The 22,777-nt window shown below is 72.3% G+C and carries 23 protein-coding genes; 9 read left to right on the top strand and 14 right to left on the bottom strand.

Going from position 1 to position 22,777, the window contains the following annotated elements; genetic code table 11:
* Positions 1–83: 83 nt before the first annotated feature.
* The 8 genes from IE311_RS33225 to IE311_RS37410 form a co-directional block, all read right to left on the bottom strand.
* A complete protein-coding gene (locus IE311_RS33225) occupies positions 84–341 on the bottom strand; it encodes a WhiB family transcriptional regulator (protein ID WP_189835591.1) in 258 nt (85 codons plus the stop codon).
* A 532-nt stretch (positions 342–873) separates the two neighbouring features.
* Positions 874–1,956, bottom strand: coding sequence for an LLM class flavin-dependent oxidoreductase (locus IE311_RS33220; protein WP_189835590.1), 1,083 nt, complete (start codon positions 1,954–1,956; stop codon positions 874–876).
* A gap of 5 nt (positions 1,957–1,961) precedes the next feature.
* Entirely contained in the window at positions 1,962–2,825 is an 864-nt protein-coding gene (locus IE311_RS33215; RefSeq protein ID WP_189835589.1) for an ABC transporter substrate-binding protein, read from the bottom strand.
* The gene (locus IE311_RS33210) at positions 2,822–3,604 is read right to left on the bottom strand and encodes an ABC transporter ATP-binding protein (protein WP_189835588.1); all 783 of its coding nucleotides are present in this window, start codon (positions 3,602–3,604) and stop codon (positions 2,822–2,824) included. Before IE311_RS33210 ends, IE311_RS33215 begins: the two co-directional genes overlap by 4 nt.
* A complete protein-coding gene (locus tag IE311_RS33205) occupies positions 3,601–4,536 on the bottom strand; it encodes an ABC transporter permease (RefSeq protein WP_189835587.1) in 936 nt (311 codons plus the stop codon). Before IE311_RS33205 ends, IE311_RS33210 begins: the two co-directional genes overlap by 4 nt.
* A complete protein-coding gene (locus IE311_RS33200) occupies positions 4,533–5,567 on the bottom strand; it encodes an ABC transporter substrate-binding protein (RefSeq protein WP_189835586.1) in 1,035 nt (344 codons plus the stop codon). Before IE311_RS33200 ends, IE311_RS33205 begins: the two co-directional genes overlap by 4 nt.
* 116 nt (positions 5,568–5,683) lie before the next feature.
* On the bottom strand, positions 5,684–6,709 hold the full coding sequence (locus tag IE311_RS33195) for an ABC transporter substrate-binding protein (protein ID WP_189835585.1): 1,026 nt from the start codon (positions 6,707–6,709) through the stop codon (positions 5,684–5,686).
* A gap of 391 nt (positions 6,710–7,100) precedes the next feature.
* On the bottom strand, positions 7,101–7,229 hold the full coding sequence (locus tag IE311_RS37410) for a putative leader peptide (RefSeq protein ID WP_373314020.1): 129 nt from the start codon (positions 7,227–7,229) through the stop codon (positions 7,101–7,103).
* Positions 7,230–7,429: 200 nt separating this feature from the next.
* Here IE311_RS37410 and IE311_RS33190 point away from each other — a divergent pair, with 200 nt between their 5' ends.
* Positions 7,430–8,224, top strand: a complete 795-nt coding sequence (locus IE311_RS33190; RefSeq protein ID WP_189835584.1) for an IclR family transcriptional regulator — start codon at positions 7,430–7,432, stop codon at positions 8,222–8,224.
* Between the two features lie 58 nt (positions 8,225–8,282).
* Complete coding sequence (locus IE311_RS33185; protein WP_189835583.1) at positions 8,283–9,005, top strand: TetR/AcrR family transcriptional regulator; 723 nt, start codon at positions 8,283–8,285, stop codon at positions 9,003–9,005.
* Between the two features lie 47 nt (positions 9,006–9,052).
* On the opposite strand, the gene IE311_RS33180 is transcribed toward IE311_RS33185, so the two are convergent.
* The gene (locus IE311_RS33180; RefSeq protein WP_189835582.1) at positions 9,053–9,955 is read right to left on the bottom strand and encodes an alpha/beta hydrolase; all 903 of its coding nucleotides are present in this window, start codon (positions 9,953–9,955) and stop codon (positions 9,053–9,055) included.
* 163 nt (positions 9,956–10,118) lie between these two features.
* The gene (gene ligD / locus IE311_RS33175; protein ID WP_189835581.1) at positions 10,119–11,177 is read right to left on the bottom strand and encodes a non-homologous end-joining DNA ligase; all 1,059 of its coding nucleotides are present in this window, start codon (positions 11,175–11,177) and stop codon (positions 10,119–10,121) included.
* Between the two features lie 52 nt (positions 11,178–11,229).
* On the opposite strand from ligD, the gene IE311_RS33170 reads away from it, so the two are divergent.
* From IE311_RS33170 to IE311_RS33160, 3 genes are all read left to right on the top strand, one after another.
* Complete coding sequence (locus IE311_RS33170) at positions 11,230–12,288, top strand: ATP-dependent DNA ligase (RefSeq protein ID WP_189835580.1); 1,059 nt, start codon at positions 11,230–11,232, stop codon at positions 12,286–12,288.
* Positions 12,289–12,785: 497 nt separating this feature from the next.
* Positions 12,786–13,037, top strand: a complete 252-nt coding sequence (locus IE311_RS33165) for a hypothetical protein (RefSeq protein ID WP_371635200.1) — start codon at positions 12,786–12,788, stop codon at positions 13,035–13,037.
* Positions 13,038–13,190: 153 nt separating this feature from the next.
* Complete coding sequence (locus IE311_RS33160; RefSeq protein ID WP_189835579.1) at positions 13,191–15,308, top strand: MDR family MFS transporter; 2,118 nt, start codon at positions 13,191–13,193, stop codon at positions 15,306–15,308.
* Between the two features lie 121 nt (positions 15,309–15,429).
* Here IE311_RS33160 and IE311_RS33155 read toward each other — a convergent pair whose 3' ends face one another.
* Positions 15,430–15,879 carry a YchJ family protein gene (locus IE311_RS33155; protein ID WP_189835578.1) on the bottom strand — a complete coding sequence of 150 codons (450 nt, stop codon included), beginning with the start codon at positions 15,877–15,879 and terminating at the stop codon, positions 15,430–15,432.
* Positions 15,880–15,992: 113 nt separating this feature from the next.
* Between IE311_RS33155 and IE311_RS33150 the strand changes: the two genes are divergently transcribed.
* Positions 15,993–17,336 carry a 6-phospho-beta-glucosidase gene (locus tag IE311_RS33150; RefSeq protein WP_189835577.1) on the top strand — a complete coding sequence of 448 codons (1,344 nt, stop codon included), beginning with the start codon at positions 15,993–15,995 and terminating at the stop codon, positions 17,334–17,336.
* Positions 17,337–17,405: 69 nt separating this feature from the next.
* On the top strand, positions 17,406–19,301 hold the full coding sequence (locus IE311_RS33145; RefSeq protein WP_189835576.1) for a M64 family metallopeptidase: 1,896 nt from the start codon (positions 17,406–17,408) through the stop codon (positions 19,299–19,301).
* Positions 19,302–19,409: 108 nt separating this feature from the next.
* Here IE311_RS33145 and IE311_RS33140 read toward each other — a convergent pair whose 3' ends face one another.
* From IE311_RS33140 to IE311_RS33130, 3 genes are all read right to left on the bottom strand, one after another.
* A complete protein-coding gene (locus tag IE311_RS33140) occupies positions 19,410–20,216 on the bottom strand; it encodes an SAM-dependent methyltransferase (RefSeq protein ID WP_189835575.1) in 807 nt (268 codons plus the stop codon).
* 74 nt (positions 20,217–20,290) lie between these two features.
* Entirely contained in the window at positions 20,291–20,527 is a 237-nt protein-coding gene (locus IE311_RS33135; RefSeq protein ID WP_015037566.1) for a DUF397 domain-containing protein, read from the bottom strand.
* Entirely contained in the window at positions 20,528–21,403 is an 876-nt protein-coding gene (locus IE311_RS33130) for a helix-turn-helix domain-containing protein (RefSeq protein WP_189835574.1), read from the bottom strand. It abuts the gene before it with no gap.
* A 262-nt stretch (positions 21,404–21,665) separates the two neighbouring features.
* Between IE311_RS33130 and IE311_RS33125 the strand changes: the two genes are divergently transcribed.
* Together IE311_RS33125 and IE311_RS33120 are read left to right on the top strand one after the other, a co-directional pair.
* A complete protein-coding gene (locus IE311_RS33125; RefSeq protein ID WP_189835598.1) occupies positions 21,666–22,109 on the top strand; it encodes an ATP-binding protein in 444 nt (147 codons plus the stop codon).
* 5 nt (positions 22,110–22,114) lie between these two features.
* Positions 22,115–22,624: a hypothetical protein gene (locus IE311_RS33120; protein ID WP_189835573.1), complete on the top strand. Its 510-nt coding sequence runs from the start codon at positions 22,115–22,117 to the stop codon at positions 22,622–22,624.
* Positions 22,625–22,777: the final 153 nt, after the last annotated feature.

Here is a 22,777-nt window from a genome sequence, read left to right as displayed (position 1 = left end):
AGGCTGTGATCAGCCTGCCGCGCCCGTCTCCTCGTGCCCCCGGACCCCTCGTACCCCCGCGCCGAGGCGTCCGGGCCCCCGGTTCAGGCCTCTCGGCGCTTGAGACGGAACCGCTCCTTCTCGGAGAGACCGCCCCACACCCCGAACCGCTCGTCGTTGCGCAGCGCGTACTCCAGGCACGCCACCCGCCCCTCGCAGGCGCCGCACAGCTGCTTGGCCTCGCGGGTCGAGGAGCCGGGCGCGGGGAAGAAGAACTCCGGGCCGGCCTGGGCGCACAGCGCGTTCTCCTGCCAGGTCATGTCGGGCTCCGGTGCGGTCAGTACGCTCGTGTCGGTCTGCATGCCGTACACGCTGCCGGAGGGCCGTAAACGAGCCATCAACGTTCGATCAATGCGACGTCCGCGACCGTTTGCAACGCGGCGCGCCGAAACTCTTCGCGGCATCCGGAGGGCATCCGCCGCTGGAGCGCGACGGGTGAATTCCAGTGGCACTCCGGCGACGTGCCGGGGACACCGGCTGGATCACGGACTGCTACGCCCTGAACGTCTCCGGGGCCGTCGCATGGGCCTGCCCGTACACCGACTTCCCTCTCCTGGAGATCCGGGCCGGCCGGGTGACGGTGCGGACCAACACCGTGAAGGGGGCGAAGGCGGTGGCCGTCCACGGGGGACGGGTCGCCTTCTTCGGCGGTTACGGCGAGGACGCGGACCGGCTCGCCCATGGAGAGCTCACCGGGACCACCGTCGAACCGACGGGAGTCTCCGTGCTCGCCCTGCCCGACGGCACACCACCGGGGCGCCGCCGGACCGTCGGGCGGGGGGAGCAGGATCTACGTACAGGTCGAGCCGTTCACCGAGTGGGGCGTCTACGACCTCAGCGGGTGACACCCAGCGCCGGGAGCACCGTTTCGGCCACCCGGTACGCCTCCTCCAGAAGCGGGTTCCCGGACAGGATGAACGTGTCCACGCCCAGGTCCTGGTACTCCTTGAGCCGTTCCACGACCTGGGCCGTGGAGCCGACGACCGCCGTCCCCGGGCCGGGCCGGAACAGGCCCATGCCGGGCCACAGGTTCGGGTGGGTCTCCAGTTCGCGAGCCCGGGCGGGCACCTTGCCGCCGTGCTGGCGGAACTGGCGCTGCCAGCCCACGCCGTCCTCCCCCGCCCGCTCGCCGAGCTGCCGTGCGTACGTCGCCTCGCTCGTGACGTCCAGGAGCCGGTCGGCGGCGGCCCAGGCCTCGTCCTCGGTGTCGCGGACGATCAGGTGGAGGCGCAGGCCGATGCGGAGGGTACGGCCGTGGGCGGCGGCCCGCGCCCGTACGTGGTCGAGCTTCTCCTTCAGCAGGTGAGGCGGCTCGCCCCAGGTGAGATAGACGTCGACGTGCTCGGCGGCCATCTCGATGCCGGGGGCCGAGGAGCCGCCGAACCAGAGCGGGACGTGTGGCTCCTGGACGGGCCGCAGGTCGCGGAAGGAGGCGCCGGCGCCCTTGAGGTCGTAGAACCGTCCCTTGTGGTCGAAGACCTCGCCGGCGGTGAGCCGTTTGACGATCGACCAGTACTCGGCGCTGAGTTCGTACCGCTCGTCGTGCTCGACGTGGAGCCCGTACTCGCGCAGGGACGCGGTGGAGCCGTTGACCACGTTGAAGCGGAGCCGTCCTCCGAAGAGGTTGTCGAAGCTGAGCGCCATCTTGGCGAGCAGCGTCGGCGCGATCAGGCCGGGGTGGACGGCCAGCAGCGGCTTGAAGCGCGTGCTGGTGGACGCCGCGAGCGCCGAGCCGAGCGGCCACACGTCGTAGAGGTCGGTGGCGAGCAACGCGCCGGTGTAGCCGAGCCGTTCGACGGTGCCGGCGAGCTGGGTGAGGTATCCCAGGTCGACGGGGCGGCGGCCGGCCGGCTCCCAGGGATAGGCGCCTTCGCGCGGGATGATGTACCAGAGGACTTCGGGTGCCGGGGAGGTCATGGGGCTCATGCCTTCCGGGGCAGGGCGTCGGCGACCGTGATCGCCCGGTCGATGAACCCGGTGCGGTGGAAGATGTCGGCCGCCTCCTGCTGCTCGGCGACGAACTCCTCGGTGACCGCCTCGATCGTCCAGGGCAGCGCGCGCAGGGCGGTCTCCCAGTCGTCGACGGTGCCGCCCTGGTCGGCGGCGGCGATCTCGGCGGCCTCGCGCGGATGAGCGGCCGCCCACTCGTCGGCCCGCCGGAGCGCCCGGGTGAGCGCCTCGACCACTTCGGGCCGCCGCTCGGCCAGGTCGCGCCGGGTGAAGAAGACGGACCGGTCGGTGATGACCTCGCCGGTGCGGATCAGGGTGCGCAGCCCGCCGGTGCGGCGGGCTGCGGCGAGCTCGGCGCCCTGGGCCACCCAGGCGGTGATCGCACCGGAGCGGAGCTTCTCCTCGCTGCCCGAGTCGCCGCGTACGGGCGTGATGTCGGTGGCGTACGAGAGCCCCGCGTCGTCCAGGGCCTTGGCGACCAGGTGGGTCTGCCAGGAACCGACGGCCAGGTGGACGGTGCCGCCCTTGAGGTCGGCGACGGTCCGGACCGGGCTGTCCTCGGGGACGAGGAGGGCGCCGTGGTCGGGGCGGGGCGCCGAGACGGCGGTGTAGACGATGTCGTGCCCGGCGGCCTGTGCGGTGACGGGCGGGGTGGAGCCGGTGCCGCCGAAGTCGATGGTGCCGTCGGCGAGATGGGCGCCGGTGCGGACGCCGTCGGTGTACGGATGCCAGGTCACGGTCTCGCCGAGCGCGGCGAGCTCCTCCTCCGCGTAGCCGAGCCGGGAGAGGTGGTAGAGGGAGGGGTTGCTGCGGTGGACACCGATGACGACGGTCATGCGAGCACTCCTTCGGGAGAGACGGTTGCGGGGGCGGGGTCGTGCGGGGGTGCTTCCTCGGACGGGTGGACTCCGAGGTCGGCGAGGAGGCGACGGCGCAGGGCCACGAAGGCCGGGTCGCCCGGGTCGCGCGGGCGGGCGACCGTGACGGGCTCGTCTGTGACCAGCCTTCCGTCGCGCAGGACGGCGACCCGGTCGGCGAGGCGCACCGCCTCGTCGACGTCGTGCGTCACGAGCAGCACGGCCGGACGGTGGATCCGGCGGAGCTCGCCGACCAGGTCCTGCATCCTGAGCCGGGTGAGCGCGTCCAGGGCGGCGAACGGCTCGTCGAGGAGCAGGAGTTCGGGCTCCCTGACCAGGGCCCGGGCGAGGGCGACCCGCTGGGCCTCACCGCCGGAGAGGGTGGCGGGCCAGGCGTCGGCGTGACGTTCGAGACCGACCTCGGCGAGGGCGCGCAGTCCGGTCGCCCGGGTCGCGGCCCCTCGCGGAAGGCCGACGGTCACATTGGCGAGGACCTTCTTGGAGGGGATGAGCCGGGGTTCCTGGAAGACGATCGTGCGGGCCTCGGGAACGAGGGCCTCTCCCCCGTCGGCGCCGTCGAGGGCGCCGAGAATGCGGAGCAGTGTGGTCTTGCCGCTGCCGCTCGCCCCGAGCAGCGCGAGGAACTCGCCGCGTGCCAGGGTGAGTTCCAGACCGTCGAGGACGGGCCGGGCACCGAAGACCCGGCGGAGGCCTCGTACCCGTACCGCCGTGGCGGCGGGTGGGGTGGACGTGCTCATCGGGCTCCTCCTCCGGGGCCGGCCGTGCGCCAGGGCATGAGGAACCGCTCCAGACCGCGGACGAGCACGTCGGCGGTGAGGCCGAGCAGACCGTAGACGAGGATGCAGACGGCGAGGATGTCGGTGCGGGCGTAGCTCTGGGCCTGGGACATCAGATAGCCGATGCCTTCGGTGGCGTTGATCTCCTCGGCGGCGATGAGCGCGATGACGCTCAGCGTCATGGAGAGCCGCAGCCCGGCGAGGAGCGAGGGCAGCGCGCCGGGGAGAACGACCTGGCGGACGATCGCGAGCCGGCCGAGACCGAAGGTGCGCATGGCCTCGACGAGTTTGCGGTCCGTGTTGCGGACGCCGCCGACGGTGGAGACGTACATGGGGAATGTGGTGGCGACCGCGATGAGCAGGATCTTCGCGGTCTCGTTGATCCCGAACCAGACCATGAAGAGGGGGACGAGGGAGAGGAAGGGGATGGTCCGCAGGGTCTGGAGCGAGGAGTCGAGCAGCTCGTCGCCGAGCCGGGTGAAGCCGGTGGTGATGCCGAGGGTGAGCCCGGCGGCGAGACCGATGACGAGCCCGATGCCCGAGCGGGTGAGGGAGGTCGCGAGCGCGTCCGGCAGCTGGCCGTTGCCCCACAGCTCCCCCACCGCGTCGATGACCTGCGGGGGTGAGGCGAGGACGTCGGGGGTCAGGAGGCCGGTGGCGGAGGAGACCCACCAGAGGACGAGGAGGGCGACCGGGCCGAGGGCGCGGACGGTGAGGGAGTACGTACGGGAGCGGGGCCGGCGGAGCTGGGGACGGGGCAGGACGAGCCCGGGAGGGCGTCCGTCCACGGATGTCTCCTCCGGCGCCGTCACCTTCTCCGGCGTCACCTTCTCCGGCGTCTCCTTCTCCGGCCCGGGGACTGCGGCGGACGGGGAGCTCACGGGCGCCGTCATGACAGCTTCTCGATGTCGAGGAGGTGGGCAGCGATGTCGACCTTGTTCGGGGTGACCTTCTGGTCGGCGTAGAACCCGGCGACGGTCTCGAAGCGCTTGATGTCCTCGGGCTTGATCGGGTCGACGGTGCCGGACTTGGCGGTGAAGGCGATCTGGACCTCCTTGGCCTTGCCGTTGACGGCGGTGGGGCCGGCGTCGGTGAAGACGTTGAGATACGCGGCGGGGTCCCGCTTCTCCTTGGCGCTGTTGTCGTGGAGGTAGGCGTAGAGCGCCTCGACGACCTCGGGGTGTTCCTTGACGAAGCCCGAACGGACGGCGTTGAGGCTGTAGTTGTCGGAGCCGATGGCGGTGCCGTCGGCGACGAAGTGGGCCTTGCCGGAACCGATCTCGGCGACGGCGTAGGTGGACCAGACGGCCCAGGCATCGACCTGGCCGGCGTTGAAGACGGCGGCGGTCTGGTCGGGACGCAGATAGACCCGTTCCACCTTGTCCGCGGGGATGCCCGCCTTGGCAAGGGCCTTGAGGAGCAGGTATTCGCCGGTGCCGCCCTTGTTCACGGCCACCTTGCGACCGACGAGGTCCTCGACGGAGTCGATGTCCGAGCCCTCGCGGACGAGGATGCCCTCGCCGACCGGATCGGGGGCCGTGGCGGTGAAGAAGACGAAGCCGGGGCTCTGGGAGAGGGAGGTGATGCCCGAGGTGATGGAGCCGGTCGCGATGTCGAGCTGGTCGGCGTTCATCGCCTGGGCGGCGGGCGCGAAGGGACCGGCGCTGCCGGTCCAGGCCACCTTGGCACCGACGGCGGCGAGCGCCTTGTCCAGGCTGCCGTCCTTCTTGCCACGGGCGAGCACACCGGCGTTGCCGGGGTCCGGGATGCGGATCGTGACCGTGCCCTTCGCCCCCTTGGCCCCGCCGCCGTCCCGGCCGGCGGCCGAGTCCGCGGCCGGGCTGCCTCCGCAGGCGGTGAGAGTGGCGAGGGCGGCGAGGGCCACGAGCGCGGTGCGGGCGGCGGGCGGGGCGAGTGGGCGCATGACGGTGGTCCTTCGGGAGAGTGGGGCCGGGGGATGGAGCCGGGGGGCGTGGAGCCGGGGTACGGGGTCAGGGAGGGGAGGACGGGTGAGGGCGGGGGCGGTGATGCGCGGCAGGTTTACGGGACCGGCCGGGGCGACGGCTCCGGCCCGGCGACGGCCGCGAGCTGCCGGGCCCTGAGCAGGGGTTCCGGGTCCGCCCAGGCGCGTACGTCCACCGCTTCGGGCAGGAAGCCGTGGGCGCGCAGGGCCTCTTCCTGCCGGGCCAGCAGGTCGAGCCGGGCCCCGGACAGGTCCGGGTGGAGGGTGCGGTGGGTACCGGGCCGGTAGGCACCCGCGACCCCCTCGGCACCCGCCCCGGTCTCGGCGCCGAGGATGCGGGCGACCTCGTCCGGCTCGCCGGTGGCCCAGTCGGCGGCGCGGAGCAGGACGGCCAGGAAGCGGGCCACGAGCTCGGGATGCTCGTCCAGGAGGTCCTGGTGCACGGTGAGGGGGCGGGGGGTTCCGTTGTTGACGCGGTGGACGGGGTCGGGGAGCGCGTCGAGCTCCACGGCCACCTCGGCCCCGGCGCGACGGGCCGCCTCGACGGCGAGGGCGCCCTTCACATAGACGGCGTCGACGTCGCCCCGGCGGAGGGCGTCCAGCTCCGCCGCCCACTGGCCCCGATGGCCGTCGGCGGGGACGTCGACCAGGACGGCGTCGTCCAGTCCGTACCCCGCGGAGGCGAGGACCCCCTCGAAGCCGCGCAGGGCCATGGCACGCCAGAAGTCGATGGCCACCGAGTGCCGGGGCAGGGCGAGCCGGAGACCGCGCAGGGCGGCGGCGCCGCGGACCGGGGAGCCGGGAGCGACGAGCACCACCTGGCGCTCCTCGATCCAGGTGAGTCCGACGAGCCGGGTGCGCTCCCCCCGTGCGCGGGCCCACAGTGCGGGCACGTTGCCACCCTCGCGGAGGAGTCCGGGAAGGGCGTGGGTGAAGTGGGTGGCGCGGTCGGCACCGGGCTCGGCGTCCTGGAGCGAGCGGACGGAGATGCCGTCGGGCGCGAACTCCCGGGCGAGCCAGCCCCGGTCGGCGGCGACACCGGTGGCGGTGGGGACGGGGCAACGGGTGAACCAGAGCGTGTCGGGAACACGGGCATGCGTCATGGAGGGCTTCCCCGGGTGTGGTGGGACGGCGGTCGGCAGCGGGCCCCGGCGGATGCCGGGCAGCGGCGACGCGACCGTGGTGAACGTACGGGCGGACACGGAAGAGAGGAGGAGCGCCGGAGCGAGGGCGAGCGGAGAGCCGGAACGCCGAGGCGCGAGGGAAGGCAGGGACGCGGACGAGGGCCGGGACGACGGCCTCGGCGTGGGACGGCTCACGCGTCCGGTGGTCGTCGGTGCGCCGTCCGTCCTCGGCCGGTAACGACCCCGGCACGGAACGGCCTCGGACGCGGAGGGACGCCCAGCGCCGAGGGCAGCGGCCGCGGACGGTGTCGGCGACGGGTCAGGTCGACCGGTACCGGCTCACGCCGGTCCGCGGCGAGACCGAGTCGCGTCAGCGACAGCCGGCCCCCGCGACCCGCGCCAGGTCGATATGACGGCGCCGGGTGAGCGCGAGCGGCGCCGCCGGACAGATGGCGGGCGCACATCGTGCGGTCGGTCGTGCGGTACGTCGTCCGTTCATCGCGGGCCCTGCTCCCTCCGGTTCGGTGCCGCTGTGGTGGCTTGGCCGGAACCCTGCCATGGAAGCTCCACCGCCGACAACTCATCTCCCACCATGTGGGATTGCGTATGAACGGAGTGCTTCCGACCTCGTCCGAGCCCTGATTCGGCTCCCGCCATATGGGAGCGTGGGAGCCCGATCACCCACGGGGAGCGAACCCTATGACGACCGAGGCCGGCACCGTCCGACCCCCGGCGGGCGCCCAGGCGGTCCGCCGCGCACTGGATGTGCTGCACTGTTTCCACGACAACGGGCCCGACCTGAGCGCCTCCGACCTCGCCCGGCGGCTCGGGCTCTCCACCTCCACCGCCCACCGGCTGGCCCGGACCCTGCTCGGCGCGGGTTTCCTGGAGCAGGACGCCCGGACCGCCCGCTACCGCCTCGGTCCGGCGATGACGGAGCTGGGCCGGCTCTCGTACCACCAGCGGGGGCTCCATCTGGCGGCGCCCGAGCTCGCCGATCTCGCCGAACGAACCGGCGCCACGGCCGACTTGGCGCTGCGCAGCGGGCCGCACGTGGTGATCGTCGCGGGCGGCTCGGTGACCCCGAAGGTGGGCTTGCGCCGGCCGCTGCACTCGACGGCACTCGGCAAGGTGCTGCTCGCCTGGCCCAGGGCGGGCGAGGCCGGTCCTCGCTCGCTGCCGCCGCTGTATGCGTTCACCGAACGGACGATCGTCGAACCTCCGCTCCTGACGGCCGAGTTGGCCCGCGTACGGGAGGCCGGGTACGCCCTCAACGACGGCGAGTCGGCCCACGGGGTGCGGACCCTGGCCGTGCCGGTCCTGGAGCGGGCGGGGCACGCCAGGTTCGCGCTCGCGGTCCGCGCGACCCCGGAGCTGATCACCGACGCTCGGCTCGACTGGTACCTGGCCCAGGCGCGGTCGTGCGCCCGCGCCCTGGAGGTCCTGCTGCTCGCCCCGGCGGAGCGCCGGGACCCCGGAGAGCGGGCCGGGTAGCCATCGGGGCCACCCGGCACAGATATCCGCACGGTCGTGCGTTCAGTACCATGGACGGATGAGCGGCAGCACCGGTGGCGATACCGGGACCAAGACGGACGGGCGCGTCGAGCGCGGGAACCAGACCCGGCGCCTCGTGCTCGGCCGCACCATGGACATCGCCTCGGTCGAGGGGCTCGAAGGCCTGTCCCTGGGGCGGATCGCGACCGAGCTCCAGTTGAGCAAGAGTGGCGTCTTCGCCCTCTTCGGCTCCAAGGAGGAGCTCCAGCTCGCCACGATCAGGGCCGCCGCAGCCGTCTTCGCCGAGCATGTCGTCACCCCCCTGAACGACGTGCCGCCGGGCGCACGGCGGGTCCGCGAGCTGTGCCGGAACTGGCTCACGTACTCCTCCGAGCGGGTCTTCGCCGGCGGCTGCTTCTTCTACGCGGTCGCGGCCGAGTTCGATGCCCGCACGGGTCCGGTGCACGACGCCGTCGCCCGGACCCGACTCGACTGGAACGCCTACATGGAACGGACCCTGACGGAGGCTCAGGCCGTCGGCGACTTCGCCGGGGACCTGGATGCGGAACAGCTGGCCTTCGAGGTGATCGCCCTCATGGAGGGGGCCAACGCGCAGTCCGTACTGCTCGGCGACACCCGGGCGTACGCCCGCGCCGAGCGCGGTGTCACCTCCCGCCTGCGCGACTCGGCCACGGAGCAGGGCCGGGGCGCGCTCGACGCCGCCGACGCCGTCGATGCCGTCGATGCCGTCGATGCCGTCGATGCCGTCGGCGGCGAGTAGACCCTCCGCCTGTCCGCACCCTCCGCCCATCCCTCCACACCCCCCGCTCAGCCCGCGGCGGCCACCCGCCCCTCCGACGCTTCACCGGCGGCCGGCACCGGCACCGGCGCCGTCAGAAACTCCACCGCCTCCGCCACCACGTCCGGGTCCCGCAGGATGCGGCGGTGCCCCAGCCCTCGGGTGACGACGAGCCGCGCCCGTTCGCCGTGGGCCCGGGCGAGCAGCCGCGACTGGGCGGGCGGCACCATGTCGTCGCTCTCGTCGTGGAAGAGCAGAACGGGCGCGTCGAGCGCGCCGGGGTCGAGGTCGGCGTCCAGGCGGTCCCAGATGCCGGGCTCGTCGGGAGCGAGCCGCCGCTCCACATGGGCGCGCATGCACCGGACGACCCGTTCGTCCACGCCGAGCCCGGCCCGGAAGCCCTTGACCAGCAGGTCGAAGGAGCCGACGCCGCCGAGCCCGAGGAAGCGGGCCGTGCGGACGCCGTCCCGGAGCGCGAAGAGGGAGGCGAGTACGCCGAAGGAGTGCGCGACGACCGCGTCGAAGTCACCGTGCCGCGCGTGCAACTCCCGGATGATCGCGCGGTATTCGACGATGTTGCTCGCCCGCCCCGGGGAGTCCCCGTGGCCGGGTGCGTCGAAGGCGACCGGGCTGTAGCCGCGCGCGAGCAGCGCTTCGGCGAAGGCGGTGAGCCGTGAGGCGCGCGAGGACCAGCCGTGGACGAGGAGGACGGGTCTGCGGCCGTCCCCCCAGGCGTAGGTGACGACGCCCTTGCCCCGGACGCGGAGGTGTCCGGTCCGCGCGGTCGCGAGGAGGGCCTCCTCCTCGGGCTTCACCCGCGCGCGGCCGAGCGGGCGGACGAAGAGGTGGAAGGCCGCGCGGCCGGCCGGTCCGGGGGCGACTCGGGCGGTGGTGTTCAGGGCGGTGCGGATGAGCGGAGCCATCGGGTACATGCCGGATCTCCTCGGTCGTCCTGGATACCCAAAAATGCTAGCACGACCGTTCGTGTTGTTTTAGGGTCGAAGAAGGGCGGGCCGGTGCCCACCCGGAAGACACCGGCCCGCCCCACCGCCGCCGAACCCCGCCCCGCCCCTCGATCCGTCGCCCGCCGGCCCCTCAGCCCGACTCCTCCGCCGACCCCTCCGCGGATTCCTCCGCGGGTTCCTTCTTCGCCCGGCTCGGCTGCACCCGCTTCGGCTCGCCCGGCATCTTCGGATACTCCGGCGGATACGGCAGATCACCGAGTCCGTGCTCCGCCTCGTCCCGCCGGGCCAGTTCGAGCAGCGACTCCAGGCTGAACCGCTCGTCGTCCATGCCGGCATGGACGTCACCGACCTCGGCGTACCGGACCGGCATCGTCCTGATGTCGAAGTCCCGCGGCACCGCGTCGTCGACCTCGTCCCAGCGCAGCGGCGCCGACACGGGGGCGTGCGGGCGGGGGCGCACGGAGTAGGCGGAGGCGATCGTCCGGTCCCGGGCGGTCTGGTTGTAGTCGACGAAGATCCGCTCACCCCGCTCCTCCTTCCACCACTTGATCGTGACCTGCTCCGGCATCCGCCGTTCCAGCTCCCGGCCGCAGGCGATGGCCGCCCGCCTGACCTGCGTGAAGGTCCAGTTCGGCTCGATCGGCACGAAGACGTGGAGCCCCCGCCCGCCGGAGGTCTTCGGCCAGCCGCGCAGTCCGTGCTCGTCGAGGACGGCACGCAGCTCGTGGGCGGCGCGGACGGCGTCGGAGTAGTCGGTGCCGGGCTGCGGGTCGAGGTCGATGCGGAGTTCGTCGGGATGATCGGTGTCGTCCCTCCGCACCGGCCAGGGATGGAAGGTGACGGCCCCCAGATTGGCGGCCCAGAGCACGGCGGCCGGCTCGGTGGGACACATCTCGTCGGCGGACCTCCCGCTGGGGAAGGTGATGTGGGCGGTCGGGATCCAGTCGGGCAGGTACTTCGGGGCCCGCTTCTGGAAGAAGGACTCGCCGGTCACCCCGTCGGGGTAGCGCTCCAGGGTGGTGGGCCGGTCGCGCAGGGCGCGGGTGATGCCGTCGCCGACGGCCAGGTAGTAGCTGACCATGTCGAGCTTGGTGTAGCCGGGTTCGGGGAAGTACACCTTGTCCGGATTGGACACGCGCACTGTCCGGTCGCCGACTTCCAGTTCCACCGCTGCCGCCTTGCCTGCCATGCCGGTCAGCCTAGGGCTCGCCGACAAGTCCCGCATACCGGACAATCGCCTCATGGATCTTCCGGTGATGCCGCCCGTGAAACCGATGCTCGCCAAGTCCGTGAAGCGCATCCCGCCGGGGATGCAGTACGAGGCGAAGTGGGACGGCTTCCGCGCGATCGTGCACCGTGACGGGCCGGAGCTCGTCATCGGCAGCCGCACCGGAAAGCCCCTCACCCGCTACTTCCCCGAGCTGGTCGAGGCGCTCGCGGCACGGCTGCCGGAACGCTGCGTGGTCGACGGCGAGATCGTCATCGAGCACGACGGCCATCTCGACTTCGACCGGCTCAGCGAGCGGATCCATCCGGCCGATTCACGGGTCCGCATGCTGGCCGGGACCACCCCGGCGCTGTTCGTCGCCTTCGACCTGCTCGCCCTCGGGGACACCTCGCTCCTCGACACCCCGCTCGCCGAGCGCCGGGCCGCCCTGGAGGAGATGCTCGACGGGGTCGGGGCGCCGCTCCACCTGGCCCCGGCGACCCGGGACGCCGAGCTCGCCGCCCGGTGGTTCGAGCAGTACGAGGGCGCGGGGCTCGACGGGGTGATCGCCAAGCCGCTCGATCTCCCGTACCGGCCCGACGCCCGCCTCATGTACAAGATCAAGCACGAGCGGACGGCCGATGTCGTGGTGGCCGGCTACCGCTTCCACAAGAGCGGGCCGGTGGTCGGCTCGCTGCTGCTCGGCCTCCACGACGACAAGGGCGCGCTCCAGCACGTCGGCGTCTGCGCGGCCTTCACCGCGCGACGACGGGCCGAGCTGATCGAGGAGCTGGAGCCGCTCCGGATGGACCCGCCGGACGGACATCCGTGGGCGGCCTGGGCGGAGGAGGCCGCCCACGCGGGGGCACGGCTGCCGGGCGCGCCCAGCCGCTGGTCGGGGAAGAAGGACCTGTCCTGGGTGGCCCTGCGGCCCGAGCGGGTGTGCGAGGTGGGCTACGACCACATGGAGGGCGACCGCTTCCGGCACACGGCGCAGTTCAAGCGGTGGCGCCCGGACCGCGCTCCGGAGTCCTGCGGGTACGAGCAGCTGGACGAGCCCGTCTCGTACGACCTGTCCGCGATCCTGACGTAGGCGGCCCCGGCGACCGCCGGGCCGCGATGCCCCTGCCGCCGCTGCCGCGTCCACCGCACCACAGCTGCCACTACCGTCACTGCTGCCACTGCTGCCGCTGCCCGTTCTCCGCCCGGCGTCGGCTCGCCCGCAGCCCTCCCCCTCCCCTCCCGCCGTCCGGAAGACGCCGATCCGCCGAGTGAGATGCTTCACATTCGCCCGGTGCCCGATCGGCCCTCACACTCCCTCATCGGGCATGCGTTCGTCGCACTTACAGTCGATACGCAGAGACGGTGAACAATTCCGCGACGAGCTCCCGGGCCCGTACCTGCGAGAACGTCCCGAGCCGCGTCGGAGGGCCCTGCGCGCTCGCCCGCTCCGGTCCGCGCACACCGCGCCGAAGGGCCGTCACGTCGTTGCCCCACCGCGACATCGCCGTGCCGGAACCCGTACGGCGATCCGGTACGTATGGAGAGCAGACCCTTCCGTACGCTTCCCGGACCCACTAGGACTGACCCGTGATCACCTCTCCGTCCCGCCTCGTCCCCGTCCCGATCCCCGACCGTGTCGCCGCGCTGATCGGCTCCTGCCTGCCGCTGCACGTCCTCCAGGCCGAGGTCGACGCGGACTGCGCGGCGCGCGAGGTGTACCGCTTCCGGGGGCCGCTGTGCGCGGAGGACCGGGCGGACCGCGAGCACGCGCTCGCCGCGCTCGCCCGCGCCAACAAGATCCTCGCCAAGCACCACCCGAAACTGCCCGTCACCCCCTGATCGCCGCCGGGCCGCGGCCCTCACCCCGCCGGCGGAACCCTGACGGGTCCGCAGGTCACGGCCCTGACGGGTCCACAGGCACGGCCCTGAGGGGGCCGCCCGTTCGGCCGTCCCCCGCATGCACCCGGACGGGGCCGGTGTGACGCTGCGAGAGTGACCACGACCAGCGACGCAGCACCCGCGCCCCCGGCCACCACGGAACCGCCCGTGCTCGACAGCCGCCGACGCAACATCGTCTTCGGCACGATCATGCTGGGTGTTCTCCTCGCCGCCCTCGACCAGACGATCGTCGGCACCGCTCTGCCCACGATCGTCTCGGACCTCGGCGGCGCGGCCCACATGTCGTGGGTGGTCACCGCCTATCTGCTCGCCGAGACGGTCGCGACCGTCCTCGTCGGCAAGTTCGGCGACCTCTTCGGCCGCAAGGTGATCTTCCAGATCTCGGCGATCGTCTTCATCACCGGGTCGTTCCTCTGCGGACTCGCCACCAACATGACGCTGCTGATCGTCTGGCGCGGCCTGCAGGGCATCGGCGCGGGCGGCCTGATGGTCACCTCGATGGCGCTCATCGCCGATGTGATCCCGCTGCGCGAACGCGGCAAGTACCAGGGTGCGATCGGGGCCGTGTTCGGCGTCTCGACCGTCATCGGTCCGCTCCTCGGCGGTCTGTTCACCGACCACCTCACCTGGCGCTGGGCCTTCTACGTCAACGTGCCCATCGCGATCCTGGTCGTCATCGCGGCCGCCCGCACGATCCCCTCCGTACGGTCGGCGAGCAAACCGGTCATCGACTACGCCGGCATCGCGCTGGTCGCCGCCGGAGCCAGCGCCCTGATCCTGGCGACCAGTTGGGGCGGCAACGAGTACGCGTGGACCTCCGGGGTCATCATCGGCCTCTTCGCCGGAGGCGTCGTCGCACTCGCCCTGTTCTGCTGGGTCGAGACCCGCGCGGCGGAACCCATGCTGCCGATGCGGCTGTTCGGCAATCCGGTCTTCACCGTCTGCTCCGTGCTGAGCTTCGTCGTCGGCTTCGCCATGCTCGGCGCGATGACCTTCCTGCCGACCTACCTCCAGTACGTCGACGGGGACTCGGCGACCGTCTCCGGCATCCGCACCCTCCCCATGGTCGTCGGCCTGCTCATCGCCTCCGTCTTCAGCGGCAACGTGGTCAGCAAGACGGGCCACTACCGGATCTTCCCGATCGTCGGCTGTCTGGTGATGGGGATCGGGCTCTATCTGCTGTCCATGATGGAGCCGGACACCAGCACCTGGCTGGCCTCGCTGTACATGTTCGTGCTCGGCGTCGGCATCGGCCTGTGCATGCAGGTCCTGACCATCGCCGTGCAGAACACCGTCGACTACGCCGATCTCGGCACGGCCACCTCCGGCGTCACCTTCTTCCGTACGCTCGGCAGCTCCTTCGGCACCGCCGTCTTCGGGACGATCTACGTCAACTCCCTCACGCCCAACCTCGCGGCCGGGGTCGGCGAGGCCGCGGCCGTCGCGGAGAGCGTCGGCGTGGATCCGGCGGGACTCGCACAGGCCGCGCAGAGCCCGGACGGCGTGCACGGACTGCCCGACCTGGTGGCCGAGCCGATCATCAACGCCTACGCCGACACCCTCCACACCGTCTTCCTCTGGACGGTTCCGGTCGCCGCCGTCGGCTTCGTCGTCGCGCTCTTCCTCAAGCAGGTGACACTCCGCGACTCGGCACGCGCCGCCGCACCCGACATGGGCGAGGGCTTCGCCTCCCCCACCTCGTCGGGCGACTCCGCACAGCACCTGGAGCTGGTCGTGGGCCGGATCATGCGCCGGATCGACATGGCCACCGCACGGCGGATCCTGGACGCCTCCGACACACGGCTCGACACGGCCGGGGCATGGGCGGTGATGCAGGTCGAGCTCTACACCCGGACCGTCGGCCACGCGAGTCTGGGACTGATCTCGGCGGGTCGGCGGGTCCCGCCCGAGGTGCTCCTTCCGGCCTTCGACCGGATGGTCGACGAGGGATTCCTGACCCGGGACGGCCATCTGCTCTCCCACACTCCGGCGGGCAAGCGCGAGGCGGACGTCATCACCCACGCGTGGGGCGACTGGCTCTCCGACCGCGTCGAGCAGGAGAGCGGCCGGCCCAGCGGCCCCGAACTCCGGGTGGCGACGGACGCCATCGCCAAGAAGGTCGTCGCCGAGGACCTCGCGAACGGTCTCCCCGACCGCTCGCTCGGCGGCGACGGCGGCGGACGTGTGCCGGTCCGGACCACCGGCGCCTGACACGGGACCGCGGGACACATCGGGCCCCGCCCCCTCCGACCCGGCCGGTGACGCGGCCGGGTCGGCCGTGTCATCCCGTGGTGGTCGTGACGGCGCCCCGCCGGCCGGTGGCGTCGTCCCGCTACTCCGTGACGTCGCCGTCCACGTACACCCACGCGCCCTCGTGGCGGGCGAAGCGGCTCCGTTCGCGCATCGCGCCCGGTTCGCCGTCGTGGACGTGGCGGGCCGTGAAGGTGACGGTGCCGCGCTGGTGGAAGGCGGTGCCCTCGGTGGTCTCCTCGATCTCCAGACCGGTCCAGCGCAGACCGGGGTCGAAGTCGACCTCGCCCGGACGGGTCTCCGGCGCCCAGGTGCGCAGCAGATAGGCCTCGTCGTGGACGACGAAGGCGCTGTAGCGGGAGCGCATGAGGAGGGCGGCGGTGGGCGCCGTCCCGCCCGTACCCGTGTGGAACCGGCCGCAGCACGTGCCGTACGGGGCGTCGAGGCCGCACGGGCAGGGAGACTCCGCGGTCACGGCGGGCGCGGGCGGACGGGCGGCGGACGGGCGCGGGCGGGCCTTGCGTCGGGACATGCGGTCATTGTCCCCCACCCTGTGCGCGGCACGGCGCCCGGCATATGGACGGGCGCCTGGACGCCGGGCGGGAATCCCGCTGCTCAGAGAGTGCGTCCGAGTAGCGTACGAGCATGAAACTGACGATTCTCGGAGGCGGCGGATTCCGGGTGCCGCTGGTGTACGGCGCTCTCCTCGGCGACCACGCCGAGGGGCGGGTCACCCATGTCACGCTCCACGACCTCGACGAGGGGCGGCTCTCGGCCATCGCCGGGGTGCTCGCGGAGCAGGGCGCCGGGGTGCCCGACGCACCCGGTGTCACGGCGACGACGGACCTGGACGAGGCGCTGCGCGGCGCGGACTTCGTGTTCTCCGCGATCCGGGTCGGCGGCCTCGAAGGCCGGGCGGCGGACGAGCGGATCGCGCTCGCCGAGGGCGTCCTCGGCCAGGAGACGGTGGGCGCGGGCGGGATCGCGTACGGGCTGCGGACCGTTCCCGTCGCGGTGCACATCGCCCGCCGGATCGCCGAACTCGCCCCGGACGCCTGGGTCATCAACTTCACCAACCCGGCCGGCCTGGTCACGGAGGCGATGTCCCGGATCCTCGGCGACCGGGTCGTCGGCATCTGCGACTCCCCCGTGGGCCTGGGCCGCCGGGTCGCCCGCGTCCTGGGCGCCGACCCCGACGAGGCCTGGATCGACTACGTGGGCCTCAACCACCTGGGCTGGCTGCGGGGACTGCGGATCGGCGGCCGGGACGAGCTGCCGCGGCTGCTCGCCGACGAGGAGGCGCTCGGCTCCTTCGAGGAGGGCCGGCTCTTCGGCCCGGAGTGGCTGCGCTCGCTCGGCGCGATCCCCAACGAGTACCTGCACTACTACTACTTCAACCGGGAGGCGGTGCACGCCTACCGGACCGCGGAGCGGACACGCGGCGCCTATCTCAGGGACCAGCAGTCCGGCTTCTACGAGGAGATGGGGAAGCCCGGCACACCGGCCCTGGCGACCTGGCACCGTACGCTCGCCGACCGGGAGGCCACCTACATGGCGGCCAACCGGGAGGCCGCGGGGACCGGGGATCGCGACGAGGAGGACCTGGAGTCCGGCGGCTACGAGAAGGTGGCACTCGCCCTGATGCGGGCGGTCGCCCGCGACGAGCGGACCACGCTGATCCTCAATGTGCGCAACGGCACGACGCTCGCCGCGCTCGACGCGGACGCGGTGATCGAGGTGCCCTGCCTCGTGGACGCGAACGGCGCCCATCCGGTGGCGGTGTCCCCGCTGCCGTACCATGCGGTCGGCCTGGTGACCGCCGTGAAGGCGGTGGAACGGGAGGTCCTCGCGGCGGCGGAGAGCGGCTCGCGCGCCACCGCCGTCAAGGCCTTCGCCCTGCATCCGCTGGTCGACTCGGTGGCGGTGGCCCGCCGGCTCGTGGAGGGGTACACGGCGGAACACGAGGGTCTGGCGTACCTCCGGCGCTGAATCGACCGCCGGTCGTACGGCCGGCGAACATCTTTACGCGGTCGGGGGCGCGGCCTAGGCTCGCGCCCCATGACTTCACAGCGCACGGGAGTTCGACGAGAGGTGGCCCGCTTCGTCGCGGTCTGTCTGCTGGCCGCCGGTCTGGTGGGAACCGCGCCGGCGGCCGCAGGGGCGCCGACGCCGGGGGACGCTCCGGTCGTCGTCCCCGTACAGACGACCGGACCCACGGACCGGCGCTTCAACCTGGTCTTCATGGGCGACGGCTACACCGCGGCGGAGATGCCGGAGTTCCGGGCCGACCTGGAACGGCACCTCAACACCCTGTGGAGCATCGAGCCGTTCGCCTCCTACCGTTCGTACGTCAACGTGTGGGCGGTGGAGGCCCCTTCGGCCGAGTCCGGCGTCGACTGCGACCCCGGCCTGACCGCACCCGCCCGTGACACCGTGCTCGACATGGGGTTCTGGGGCGGCTGCAACCCGGACAGTGTGCAGCGGCTGCTGACCGTCGACAGCGCGAAGGCGGCCGCGCTCGCCGATCTCGTGCCCGGCACGACCCGCGCCAACCGGCAGGTCGTCGCCCTCGCCCACAGCTCCACCTACGGTGGCGCGGGCGGCGGTTACGCCACCGCGTCCGGCGGCAACGCCCTCTCCTCCCTCATCACCCCGCACGAGATAGGCCATTCGCTCGGCGGACTCCAGGACGAGTACGACTACTACGCGCGGGGGGTGCCCGGCGGGACGTACTCCGGCCCCGAGCCGTCCTCCACCCATCACACCCTCCTGACAGAACGCCAGATGCGGGACCGGCGGGCCAAGTGGTGGCGCTGGCTCGGCGAGGAGAGCGAGTCGGGCGGAGTCGTCGGCCGCTTCGAGGGGGGTCTGTACAGCACGAAGGGTGTCTGGCGGCCGAGCCGCCACTCGCTGATGAAGACCCTCGGCTACGCCTTCGACCAGGTGGAACGCGAGGTGATGGTCCAGGCGATCTCCGCCAAGGTGAACCCGGTCCAGGACCACACACCGGCCTCGGCGCCGATCGGCGCGGACCGGACCGTGTGGGTGGACACCCTCCACCCGGTGGGCGGGGCGCTCTCCGTGACCTGGCGGATGGACGGACGGACGCTCCCCACCCACGGCGCCCGCACGGTCGACCTGCGGAAACTCCGTCTCTCTCCCGGCACCCACACCCTCACGGCCACCGTCACCGACCCGACACCCTTCGTCCGCGACCCGGCGGTCCGTGCGTCCGCGGCGCTCACCCGGACGGTGACCTGGACGGTGGACTCCTCGCTCGCCACCGTGCGGGACGGGACCGCGGCCGCGTTCACCGGCCACACGCCCACCGGTTCCCCCGTCGGCGCGCGGGCCGTCGTCCACGCGGACACCACCCACCCGACGGACCGGACACCGGCCGTACGCTGGCGGCTCGACGGCCGTCCCGTCGCCACCGGCCCCAACGACCGTGATCTGGACCTGCGTTCGCTGCGACTGACTCCGGGGACCCACACCCTCACCGCGCATCTCGCGGGTACGGAGGAGAAGTTGAGCTGGACGGTGGACGCGACGTCCGCCTCGGCCTCGTACGAGCTGTCCGAGCCGGTACGCACGGTACGACGTGCCGGACGCCCCCCGGAGTACGTCTACGACGGGCCGTTCACGATGCGCCTGACCGCGCGGGACGACCAGGAGGGCGCGGTGGTGAGCCAGTTCCGGGTGGACGGCGACGGCTGGTACACGTACTACGGCTGGCCGACGGACGCGGACGCGCCGTTCCGCTTCACTCCGGGCGGCACGGTGATCGACGACCTCGTGTACGGGAAGCTGGGCCGGAGCCGGGCGGTGCCGTGGGACGACGCGAGCCCCGACCACGGCACGCACACGATCGAGTACCGCACGATCGACGCGGCCGGCAATGTCGGGCGCGCGCGGAGCTTCCTGGTCACCCTGGTGCCGCCGGGCCGGCCGTAGGAACGGCCCGGCGGAGGCCGGCACCGCCGGGGAGGCCGGTGGAGCGGCATGGAGAAGGCCCGTGGACCGGGAGGTCCACGGGCCTTCTCCCGCGCCGTTCCTGTCGGGTCAGAGCTTGCGGGCGACCGCGGCCCACCCGGGGATGGGCTCGTCGCCCGGCACCGGGACGGGTATGCCCAGCTCCGGGTGCCACTCGGCGGTGAGCGAGACCCCGGGCTCGACGAACTCCATTCCGTCGAAGAACGCGGCCAGCTCGTCCCGCGAGCGGGGCCGCAGGGTCAGCCCGCGCGCCTTGTACATCGCGACCGCCTCCGCCGCGCCCTCGGGGTTGAAGTCCCCGGTGACGTGGGAGAGGACCAGGTAGCTGCCCGGTGCCAGCTGGTCCACGAGCTTGCGGACCAGCTCGTACGCGCCGTCCTCGTCCCCCACGAAGTGCAGCAGGGCGAGCATCGACAGCGCGATGGGCTGATCGAAGTCAAGGACCTTTCCGGCCCTCTCGAGGATGATCTCGGGCTCACGGGCGTCCGCCTGGATGTACTCGGTCGCCCCTTGCGGGGTCGAGCGCAGCAGGGCGGCCGCGTGCGCGAGCACGATCGGGTCGTTGTCGCAGTAGACGATGCGGGAGTCCGGCGCGGCCTCCTGCGCGATCTGGTGCAGGTTGGGCTCGGTCGGGATGCCCGTACCGACGTCCAGGTACTGACGGACGCCGTGGGCGCTGAGCCAGCGGATGGCACGGTGCATGAAGGCCCGGTTGACGCGGGCCATGTCCCGGCCCCGGGCGTCGACGGTGAGCAGCTGGCGCGCCATGGCCTCGTCGACCGGGTAGTTGTCCTTGCCGCCCAGGAACCAGTCGTACATACGTGCCGGATGCGGCGTGCTGGTGTCGATCCGTACGGATGCGGGGTCCTGGGTCATCGGCTCTCCTGGTCGGAATGAACGAGTGGCGCTACAGCAAGAGTTACGCGACGGTAGGGGCGGGACGGAAGGGGTCAGGTGAGCAGAAAGTCAGCCTGACCGGATTTGGCCCCCTGGATGAAAGCGGCTATCTCCCCGTGGGTGTAGATGAGCGCGGGTCCTTCAGGGTCTGCGGACTGTCGCACGGCGACTCTGCCGTCGGCCAGCTTCATGGCCTCGACGCAGTTGCCCCCGTTCCCGCCGCTCCAGGGCTTGTGCCAACCCTCGGCACCGAGCTCAGCGGCGGGCATGCCGTTGTATATGCGATCCATTCACAGCTCCTTGCGGAGATCCCGGAGGATCTCCTTCGTGCGTTGTGCAGTCGCGGCCTGAGCCGCCATGCGGTCCATGACCTCCAGGTGGGATGCCACCTCGGGGCGCGCGTCGAGGTAGACGGCGCCGGTCAGGTACTCGCTGTAGACCATGTCCGGAAGCTCCGGCATGGCGAAGCGGAAGAGGACGAACGGTCCGTAGGTGCCGGGGTGGTGGCCGGACGCGAACTCCGCGATCTGCAGGGTGACGTTCGGCAGCTCGGACGCTTCGAGCAGCCGGTCGAGCTGGTCGCGCATCACTTCGGGCCCGGCGCCGACCGGTCGGCGGAACACCGTCTCGTCCATGATCACCCAGAACTTCGGGGCGTCCTCCCTGGTCAGCAGGGACTGGCGCTCCATCCGTAGGGCTACATGCCGCTCGGCGTCCTCGTCCTTGCCGGCATCGCTGCCGCCACCGACCGCCCCGCTGCGCAGAATGGCGCGGGCGTAGTCCTCGGTCTGGAGCAGACCGGGGACGAACTGGGGCTCATAGGCCCGGATGAGGCTGGCGGCCCCTTCCAGGCTCACGTACATCGAGAACCAGCCGGGCAGCACGTCGTGGAACCGCTGCCACCAGCCGGGGAGATTGGCCTCCTCCGCGAGGGCGATGAACCCCTCGGCCTCGGAGTCCGTGATCCCGTACTCCTTCAACAGGAGCTGCACGTACGGAATCTTCAGTGCGACCTCGGCGGTCTCCATCCGCCGGACGGTGGCCGGGGCCACTCGGAGGATCTTCGCGGCCTCTTCCCTCTTCAGGCCGGCCCGCTCCCGCAGATCCTGCAGGCGCCTGCCGAGAACGACCTGTCCCACCGTGGGGGCGGACCGCGGCTCGCTCACTCTCAGACCTCCCCGACGCACTGTTTCGACGAGTGTGCCACGAAGCAGGGCCAGAGAGAACACGGCACTCTGCAATTTTCAGAGTGCCACTTGCCAAGTGTCCGAGTCAGGAGGACAGTGTTCCGGTGAACCAGTACACGCTGCCGCCGTGCGCCACCGCGCCACGGCGACAGCGCCGTACGGCAGTCCTGCCCACTGTTGTGAGGAACCGGTCGTGGCTTCTGGTAACGCGCAGCCTTCAGGTCTCATGAGTCCCCGAGTCATGGCCCCGCGCCCACAGCCCCAGACCTATCCCGGCACCGATACCGTCCGCCGCTTCGCCTTCGAGCTCCCGGCACTCACCGGGTCGGTCGCCCGGGCCCGGCGGCTCGCGGAGGAGCGGCTCATTCTGTGGGGCTGCGGCCCCGACATACGTGACACGGTGGCGCTCGTCGTCTCCGAGCTCGTCACCAACGCCGTGGTGCACACCGCCAGCGACCGGGTCGTCTGCGAGATCCGCGAGGGCGAGGAGACACTGCGGATAGCCGTGCGGGACGAGGGCGGTGCCGCAGGACCGCGGATACGCGACTGCGGCGAGGACGAGCGTGGCCGTGGCCTGCTCATCGTCGACGCACTGTGCAGCGCCTGGGGCGCCGACCGCACCGGGCACGGCACCGCCCAGGTCGTGTGGGCGGAGCTGGCCCACGGCATGGGGGAACCGTGCTGAGGTCGATGGCCACCCGCATGATCCCGCTGTTTCCCGGGGCCGCCCGCAGGCCCCCCGCCGCCCGCCGCGCGGGCCGCGCACCGGAACCCCGCCGCTCCCCCGGACTCCTCTCCGGCCCCCTCGGAATCTCCGGGGCCTCCCGCCTCCAGGAGCTGGAGACCACCCGCCTCACCGTTCCCGTCGGACTGCACACCGGCCTCGGCTGCGACGCCGTCGGCGTCCCCGCCCGCTTCGGCTTCAAGATCCTCTCCCGCCTCCCCGCCAACGGCTGCGTCTACGCCGACTCCGAATGGTGGTGGTGGCTGGTCCCCGCCGGCTCCGACCACGACGTGACCTGGCCGCTGCCCGCCTGCTACGCGCGCGGCGCCGAGATCCCGGACCGCCGGTCCCGCCTCATCCACCATCCCGACGGCACCTCGCCCTACACCCCGCCGATCCCGCTGTACCTGCTGGTCTGCCAGCTGACCGGGATCGCACCGTCCTGGGCGGCACCGCCGGTGAGCAGCACGCTCTGAGGCGCACGCGGGTCCGACGCGTACACGGGCTCGATGCGCACGTGCGCCGTCGCCGGTCCCGGTGAACACGGAGCGCGTTCGGACACTCGCGTACGCGATCTCGCGGCGTCCTGCACCGACCACCCCGTGACAGCCGTACGACGGCCCCCCGAC

Source organism: Streptomyces zaomyceticus (assembly GCF_014656215.1).
Lineage (GTDB): Bacteria > Actinomycetota > Actinomycetes > Streptomycetales > Streptomycetaceae > Streptomyces > Streptomyces zaomyceticus.
The sequence above is the reverse complement of the archived record's forward strand: the minus strand, read 5'-3'. Positions and strand labels throughout refer to the sequence as shown.